The organism is Streptococcus sp. HMSC071H03 (genome assembly GCF_001813035.1).
Classification (GTDB): domain Bacteria; phylum Bacillota; class Bacilli; order Lactobacillales; family Streptococcaceae; genus Streptococcus; species Streptococcus anginosus.
Map to the genome: position 1 here is coordinate 287720 of NZ_KV811162.1, position 8738 is coordinate 296457.

8 protein-coding genes are annotated in these 8738 nt (G+C 40.2%); all 8 read right to left on the bottom strand.

The features are described 5' to 3' along the window. Positions 1 to 1609: Na/Pi cotransporter family protein (locus tag HMPREF2887_RS06495; protein ID WP_084740936.1), on the bottom strand; the 1609-nt coding region annotated here is incomplete at its 3' end. Between the two features lie 158 nt (positions 1610 to 1767). Continuing rightward, entirely contained in the window at positions 1768 to 2118 is a 351-nt protein-coding gene (rbfA, locus tag HMPREF2887_RS06500) for a 30S ribosome-binding factor RbfA (RefSeq protein ID WP_003025954.1), read from the bottom strand. 80 nt (positions 2119 to 2198) lie between these two features. After that, the gene (infB, locus tag HMPREF2887_RS06505) at positions 2199 to 5036 is read right to left on the bottom strand and encodes a translation initiation factor IF-2 (protein WP_021001288.1); all 2838 of its coding nucleotides are present in this window, start codon (positions 5034 to 5036) and stop codon (positions 2199 to 2201) included. A gap of 16 nt (positions 5037 to 5052) precedes the next feature. Next, positions 5053 to 5352 (bottom strand): YlxQ-related RNA-binding protein, encoded by a 300-nt coding sequence (locus HMPREF2887_RS06510; protein ID WP_003025959.1) that lies wholly within the window; start codon positions 5350 to 5352, stop codon positions 5053 to 5055. Next, complete coding sequence (rnpM, locus tag HMPREF2887_RS06515; RefSeq protein ID WP_003025961.1) at positions 5345 to 5641, bottom strand: RNase P modulator RnpM; 297 nt, start codon at positions 5639 to 5641, stop codon at positions 5345 to 5347. The genes HMPREF2887_RS06510 and rnpM overlap by 8 nt, the downstream gene beginning before the upstream one ends. A gap of 12 nt (positions 5642 to 5653) precedes the next feature. Continuing rightward, the gene (nusA, locus tag HMPREF2887_RS06520; protein WP_003025963.1) at positions 5654 to 6847 is read right to left on the bottom strand and encodes a transcription termination factor NusA; all 1194 of its coding nucleotides are present in this window, start codon (positions 6845 to 6847) and stop codon (positions 5654 to 5656) included. Positions 6848 to 6895: 48 nt separating this feature from the next. Then, complete coding sequence (gene rimP, locus HMPREF2887_RS06525; protein WP_003025965.1) at positions 6896 to 7384, bottom strand: ribosome maturation factor RimP; 489 nt, start codon at positions 7382 to 7384, stop codon at positions 6896 to 6898. 247 nt (positions 7385 to 7631) lie between these two features. After that, a complete protein-coding gene (locus tag HMPREF2887_RS06530; RefSeq protein WP_003025968.1) occupies positions 7632 to 8321 on the bottom strand; it encodes a VIT1/CCC1 transporter family protein in 690 nt (229 codons plus the stop codon). Positions 8322 to 8738 lie beyond the last annotated feature (417 nt).

Sequence of the window (8738 nt, forward strand, 5' to 3'; positions counted from 1 at the left end):
TTTCCGCTAAGTTCATGGCGTGATCCGCTACTCTCGTATAGTGAGAGATGATATCAATAAAGTTCACCCCAGCTTGCGTAGAGCATTCACCTCTGTTCAGACGATGAATGTGCGTTTTCCGTAGCTTTCGTTCCATTTTATCAATCGCTTCATGCTTAGCCACCAAACTATTGGCCAATTCAATATCATTATCTTCTACAGACTTCAATGATTCTTTTATGAAGCTGAGCGTCATATTGTAAATCAATTCCAACTCTTGCAAAGCTGCTGGAGAAAATTCCACCTTTTTCCGACGGATATAGTCAGTCAAGTTAATCAGCGCTTCACCATGGTCCCCGATTCTTTCTAAATCTCGAGATGAATCCAAAATATTTGTCAGCACTTCACTTTCTTTTTGGCTAAGAGGCTCACTAGATAAATCAATGAGGTAACGTGTGAGATCTTCATCAATCTTATTGATTGCTTCTTCTACCTTGTGTCCCTTGTCTGCTGACTTTTCAGTATTGTTCACAATATAATCATAAGCCAACTCAAATGAACGCATCGCATAACGTCCTAAATGCAGCAATTCTTTTTTGGCATTTCCAAGCGCCAAAGACGGAGCTTGTTTGATTAAAATCGGATCTAAATAAAGCGGTTCATATTTCACAACTTCATCTTCACCTGGAATCAGTTTTGTTACCAAGGTAGCTAACAAGCCAATAAATGGAAATTGAATAATGGTATTAGTAACATTAAAAGTTCCGTGAGCAAAGGCAATGGTCATTTCTGGGCTTAAATGGAGAGCTGTTTGAAACCACTGAATCAAGCTTGTAAATGGTCCTAACACAATCAAACACAAAATGGTACCAACCACGTTAAACATTACATGAGCACCTGCCACACGTTTTGCTGCAATATTGGCACCTAAAGATGCAATAATCGCTGTAATCGTTGTCCCGATATTATCCCCAAAAAGAACTGGCAAAGCTCCTTTTAGCTCAATCAAGCCACTTGCATACAGATTCTGCAAAATCCCAATGGTAGCAGACGAAGCTTGAATGAGCAATGTAATCCCTGTTCCTACAAACACACCAAGGACTGGATTTCCACTTAACTTTATCATATATTCACGGAAAGCGTCTAAATCTTTCAATGGCTCCATAGCGCCACTCATCAGATTTAAAGCAAAGAAAATCCCACCGACCCCAAATAAGACACGACCAATATTATTGATAGAGCGCTTTTTGGTAAAGAAGAGACAGACTGCTCCTAAAAAGAGAATGGGTAAGGCATAATCACCTAGCTTAAAACCAATAATAAAGGAGGTCACTGTCGTTCCGATATTGGCTCCCATAACAATCCCAATCGCTTGCTTCAAAGTCAATAGTCCAGCGCTTACCAGTCCAACCGTAATAACTGTCACACCTGAACTTGACTGAATCAAGGCTGTTAGACCAATTCCAACCAGAACACCAAAAAATGGATTGCTGGTATATTTGTCAATGAAATAACGAAGCCGATCCCCTGCAGCCTGCTGCAAACCATCTCCCATCATCCGAATACTATATAGGAAAAGTCCTAAACCGCCTAAAAAGCTAAATATAATTTGCTGCCAATTGATGGACATCTTTTCTCCTCCGAAAAATCTGTAGCGGATTATCTCCTTTTCTATTTTAAAGGATAAGTGTAAAAGTAACAAGCCTTTTTTAGCATTTTTATCAAAAAAAGAAAGAAAAATAGAATTTCCTTTCTTTTTAAATATATTGATATAGCTAAAATCACGTTTTATTTTTGTTCTAAATAGCGGAGCATTTGGTCAATTTTATTCCCGTATTCAATGGATTCATCTTTGATAAATGTCAAATCAGGAATTTTATACATCTTCAAGTTGTGACCCAATTCACGTTTGATCGTTCCTTTGGCTTTTTCTAAACCAATTTGAGCTTTTTCTTGCTCAGAAGCAAGGTTGCTCATCAGCGTGTAGTATACTTTTGCCATTGACAAGTCGCCCAACATTTGCACATCTGTAATGGTAATTCCTTGAACACGCGGATCACGAACTTTTTTTTGCAAGATTTCATTGACTTCACGTTTGATTTCCATGCCCACACGATCCACACGAAATTGATTTGCCATGATATCTCCTTTCACTTACTTTAGAAAAAGGTTGAGGCAGACTTTAATGAACCATAGCCTGTCTCTTTTCCATTCATATTTTATTTTGTGATTTCTTCCATGATGTAGGCTTCAATCATGTCGTCTACCTTGATGTCATTGTAGTTCTCAACCATGAGACCACCTTCTTGCCCATTGCCAACTTCTTTCACATCATCCTTATAATGTTTGAGGCTAGCAAGCGCACCATCAAAGATGACAACACCATCACGAATCACACGAACCTTAGAATCACGAGTTACTTTACCGCTAACCACCATAAAGCCACCAATGGTACCGACTTTAGAAACCTTGAAGGTTTCACGGATAACAGCTTCACCGATAATTTTTTCTTCGTATTCTGGATCCAACATCCCTTTCATGGCATCTTCTACTTCTTCGATGACTTTATAAATAATGCTGTGAAGACGAATTTCGACATCATCGGCTTCTGCTTGTTGACGAGCTTGTGGGGTAGGACGAACGTTAAAACCAATGATAAAGGCATTTGAAGCTTCGGCAAGAGTCACGTCAGACTCGTTAATAGCACCAACTGCTGAGTGAACAATCGTGACTTTAACGCCTTCTACTTCAATCTTTTGAAGGGAAGCTGTCAAGGCTTCGGCAGAACCTTGCACATCTGCTTTGATAATAACATTGACAGACTTGACTTCACCAGCTTTAAGGGTATCAAAGAGATTTTCCAAACTAACACGATGCGTTGCCTGACGTTGTTTCATGAGAGCACGTTTTGCACGTTCTTCACCAGCTGCACGCGCTGCTTTTTCATCTTCATATACGGCAAAATGGTCACCAGCCATTGGTGTTTCATTTAAACCTGTGATAGATACTGGTGTCGATGGCCCCGCAACTTTCACTCGACGTCCACGGTCATTGGTCATGGCACGCACACGACCAAAAGTATTACCAACAACAATTGGATCTTGTACATTTAAGGTACCTTGTTGAACAAGCAAGGTTGCAACTGCACCTTTTCCTTTATCCAAGCGCGCTTCGATTACTGTACCAATTGCGCGAACCTTTGGATCAGCTTTTAGCTCTTGAATTTCAGCTACAAGGAGAACGGTTTCGAGCAGTTCATCAATATTTTGGTTGAACTTAGCTGAGATTTCAACAAATTCAGAATCACCGCCCCATGCTGTAGACATAACTCCATATTCAGCTAATTCACCGATGACACGTTCAGGATTAGCACCTGGCTTATCAATCTTGTTAATCGCTACAATAATTGGCACATTGGCTGCTTTTGAATGGTTAATCGCTTCAATTGTTTGAGGCATGACTCCATCATCTGCTGCTACGACAAGAATCGTAATATCTGTGACAGAAGCACCGCGCGCCCGCATAGAGGTGAAAGCGGCATGCCCTGGTGTATCAAGGAAGGTAATTTTCTTACCATTTTCTTCAATCTGGTAAGCACCAATATGTTGTGTAATCCCACCTGCCTCACCTGTAGCAACACGAGAATTACGCAAGGTATCCAAAAGTGTTGTTTTCCCATGGTCAACGTGTCCCATGATGGTCACAACTGGCGGACGTTCTACTAAAGCATCTGGATCAAGATAATCTTCATCCACAAAGAAGCGTTCGATATCTGCATTATCGACTTCAACTTTAGCATGTGCTTCAATGCCATAATCTACCATCAGAAGTTCAATAGTATCGCCGTCCAACGATTGATTCTGCGTTGCCATAACCCCCATCATAAAGAGTTTCTTGACAATTTCGGCTGGTTCACGTTTAATCCGCTTTGCAATCTCTGCAACGGTCATGCCTTCTGTATATTCAAATTCTTTTGGCAATTCATGGAACTTGCGTTCTGTAACCGGTTTTGGAGTTTGGTTATTGTTCCGATTATTCTTGCCTTTTTTATTTTTCTTGTTATGATTCCAATTACTATTCTTTTGATTTCTCACTTGATTTTGACTGCTTCGATTCTTTTGTTGTTTTCTTGGACCATCTTCTTCGCGATCAAAGTCATCACGTTTCTTGTCTGGTCGAGCTTGTTTTTTCCGACGAGTATCAACTGCAGGAGTTGGAACCGCCTCAGGGGCAACTTGAGACTGTGGAGCCGGCTTCGTAGCCTCCACGATAGGCGCTGCTGCTTTGAATAATTCTTCTACCGGTTCTTTCCGTTTCTTCTGCTCACGTTGAGCTGCTTTTGCAGCTTGAGCCTGTTTAAAACGTTCCTCGCTTCCACGAGCATATTCGGCATTCTGTTCAGCTTTCAGAGCTGCTGCACGCGCCTTGAAATCAATGCGTGGTCCTTGATTTGTTTGAGGGCGATTCTGATTTGCAATATTTGAACGATTTTGTTCTTGACGACGATTATCCTGATTGCGATGATCGCGATTGTCGCGTTGTTCGCTGCGATTCCCACGGTCATTTCGATTTTGGTTGTTTCGATTATTACGCGGATTGCGCTCTTCTCGATTTCGCTTTTCACCATTTTGTTGTTTTTGTGGCCGATTTTCTCGCTGTTTATTTCGTCGTTCTGCCTGTTCTTTCGCTCTTGCCTCTCGTTCAGCCTTAAAATTACGACTTTTTGGTTTTGCAGACGCCGACTTCGCTTCCACTTCCGACTTTTGCGTCGGAGCTACTGCCTTCGGCTCTGCTTTCTTCTCAGCCTCGGTCGTTTCTTTCACTGCCGTTGGAGCTGACGCTTGCTCTTTAGGCAACGATTGAGTCGGCTTTTGAGTCGTTTCTTTTTTAGGAGCTGCTGCTTGAGAAAAGCTAGCTGTGATACGTGTTGCTATTTCACTTTCCACGCTGCTGGCATGACTTTTTACCTCAATACCAAGCTCTTTTGCACGCGCCACAATTTCCTTGCTTTCTTTTCCCAGTTCTTTCGCGATTTCGTACAATCTTACTTTAGACAAATCTTGTCCTCCTCTTCTATTCCATAAGAGACCTCATTTTCTTTGTAAATCCAGCATCAGTAACAGCAAGGACTTTTCTTGCCTTGCCTACTGCGGTGCTTAATTCCAGTGTTGAAAACACGGTTGATACTTCTACTTTGTAATAATGACTTTTATCAGTAATTTTCTTGGTCAAATTTGGAGCAGCATCGTTGGCTAAAAAGACCAACTTTGCTTTCCTATCTTGTATAGCCTTAACAACCAATTCTTCACCCGATATGATGCGACCTGCTCGTTGTGCTAAGCCAAGTAAATTGGCTAGTTTTTGCTTATTCAAGACCTAACTCTCTTCTTTTGACCTTGTGATCCACATAAGCAATCAGTTCATCGTAAAAATCGTCTTCCACTTCCATATTGAAACTGCGATTAAAGACTCGTTTTTGCTTAGCTTGAAGCGCTTCTTCATTATCAAGTTTGATATAAGCTCCACGTCCGTTCGCCTTACCTGTCGGATCAATGAAAATTTGACCTTCTTTGTTTTTGACAATGCGGAGTAAATCACGCTTGTCAATGATTTCGTTAGAAACTACTGATTTTCGTAAAGGGATTTTTCTTGTTTTTGCCATTCTTTCCCTCCTTTAGTCTGCTGCTTCAACTTCACTTTCCACAAATTCTGTTTCTACAGGACTTTCAACTGCTGTAAATTCTTCTACTTCTTCAGCAAATCCGCCGAGTTCACCAGCTTCTTCCATAGCTTCAAATTCACTTGCAGATTTGATGTCAATTCTGTAACCTGTCAAATGAGCTGCCAAGCGTACGTTTTGTCCGCGACGACCGATTGCAAGAGACAATTTGTTATCTGGCACAACGACAAGAGCATGCTTGCTATCTTGACTGTCAAAGATGACTTGATCCACTTCTGCAGGAGCAATCGCATTGTAGATGAATTCAGCAGGATCTGCTACCCACTCAATCACATCGATGTTTTCTTCAATAGGAATCATACGGTCTGATTTTGCATCATACTTAGCTGGATGAAACTTGCTGGTGATTTTCTTGATGTTTGCGCCACCACGTCCAACGATTGTACCAATTGCATCTATATTTGGGTTGTGACTGCGTACCGCAACCTTGGTTCGATCACCTGCTTCACGAGAAACGCTCATGATTTCAACCGTTCCGTCATAAACTTCAGGAATTTCTTGCTCCATCAAGCGTTTGATCATCTCTGGATGACTACGGCTAACAAAAACATTCACACCGCGAGGATTGTCCTCAACCTTATAAACAAAAACTTCAATGCGGTCGTGTGAAGCAAAGACTTCTCCAGGAATTTGGTCTTGTTTAGACAACTGCGCTTCAATGCTGCCAAGATTGACATAGATGAAACGATTGTCAAAACGTTCGACTGTTCCTGACATGATTTCATTTTCATGCTCTTTGTACTTATTGTAAGTAATCGCCCGCGTTTGCTTGCGCATCTTTTCCATAATTGTTTGCTTAGCAGATTGAGCTGCTACCCGACCAAATTCAGCCGGCGCTTCTTCAAATTTGATTTTATCACCAAGCTCATAAGCTGAGCTAATGGCAAGAGCATCTTTTAAGCTGATTTCCAAACGGCTATCAAAAACTTCGTCCACCACTTCACGAACTGTATAGACACGAAAATCTCCTGTTTTTTCGTTAAATTCAATGGCTGCGCTATCTGCTTGACCATAACGGCGACGATAAGCGGAGCGCAAGGATTCTGTCACTGCTTCGATAATGTCTTCTTTTTTAATCCCTTTATCTTCTTCCAAAATGCGGAAGGCCTCTAGCATTTCTTTACTCATGTCTTTTTCGCTTTTGTAAAAACAAAAGCAATCCTTTCTTTTTTTTTACTAAAATTTTACTGCTAATCTTGCTTTGGATACTAGCTTGTAAGGAATTTGAACAACTTTCTTACGCGTCTTATCCATATATTCCATTGTTAAATGATCTTCCTCAAAAGAAAGCAATGTTCCTTCAAAGGTTTTACTTTTATCAACTGCTTGATACAGACTAACATGGATATATTGCCCAACTGCATCTGCTAATTGTTCTTTCGTTTTCAGCGGACGTTCCAACCCTGGGCTCGTCACCTCAAGGAAATACTGCTCAGGAAAAGGATCCGGCTTAATCGTGTCCAAAAGCGGACTGATGATGTCCGTCAAATCTGCCGTATCATTTACGGTAATCCCTCCCGACTTATCTACAAAAATACTGAGAACATGGTCGCTCCCCATCTTACCATAGTCAATATTCACTAATTCATACGGCTCTTGGATGACTGGCTCGACAACCTCTTTTACCAATTCTACAATCGTTGCGATAAGACTACACCTCCTCACAGATAAGAGGCGAAGATACTTCCTCGCCTCTCTTTCATATTCATTACTTGTATTATAGCATAAGAAAAAATAAAATGCAAGAAAATATATTCCTGTATTTTATTTGATGCTATACTTATCAATCGTAAGAAAATTGATTGATTTCAGCATTGTGGTTGACAGATAATTCTAAAAAGAATTGACTATAAAGTCAAATAGAATAACCTACAATCAAAATCACTCCTCATAAAGGTTTTTTATTTCGAAATTAAATAGCAAATAATTGACCTACAAGATAAGTTACTGTCATAGTCAAAAGTCCAATGACTAAGTTTCGAATCATGGCATTTTTTATCGGTGCTTTTCCTAACTTAGCACTGGTGTATCCCGTTCCCAATAGCGATAAAGCAACAATGACTACTGTCGTCGGAATTCTATAACTAGCAGAAAAGAAGACAATGCTCAGCATGGGAAAAATAGCTCCTGCTACAAAAGCGATAAAGCTGGAGATTGCTGCATGCCAAGGATTAGTAAATTCTTCCACTTCAATACCATACTTTTCCGCTACCAAAGCTTTGAGAGGATCCTTTAAAAAAGCTCGATTGGTTAAAAGCTGGGCAGAAGTCTCACACTCGCCATTCTGGATATAAGCTGCATAGAGCGACTGCCTAGCAATATCTGGATTTTTCATTAAAAGATCTCGCTCTCTGACAACTGCGGCCTCCTCCGTATCCTTTTGAGTGGAGACAGATACATATTCACCACCTGCCATGGAAAAAGCTCCCGCAAAGACTGCTGCTAACCCAGAAAGAAAGATAATCCAAATACTTTCTGTCGCACTTGCTACCCCTATTACCACACCCGCGATAGAAATAATACCATCATTGGCCCCCAATACTCCAGCTCGCAAAATATTAAGCCGACCGCTAAAATTCTTATCAATTTCTTGTTCTCTCATCATCGTCAATCTTCTCTTTTCTCTTTATTTAGAATTATTATAAATAAAAACTTAATCAAGCACAAGAGAAAAGAACAAAATGAGAAAAGTTCTACTATTTAATAAAATTTCTTAAACATCTACTTGGACAGCAACGTTTTACTTTTTAGCAAGCTCAAAACAAGACCATTCTACCAAATCACACACATATATATGGTAAAAGGTCATCCGATTGATCCCACAATCTTCTACAATGTCCTGAATCGTAAATTTTGTTAATAGCTTTTATAACAAAATGTTTAAATGAAGCTTTTAAAGTTCATTTTGTCGCTTGAGACATTCTTTTGCTCCTCTTGTTTTTTAGCAATCTTTTCTCCTGAAAATCAGAAAAGGGAGTGGGACAAAACTAAAAATTGAAAATTTTTAGTTCGTAGTCCC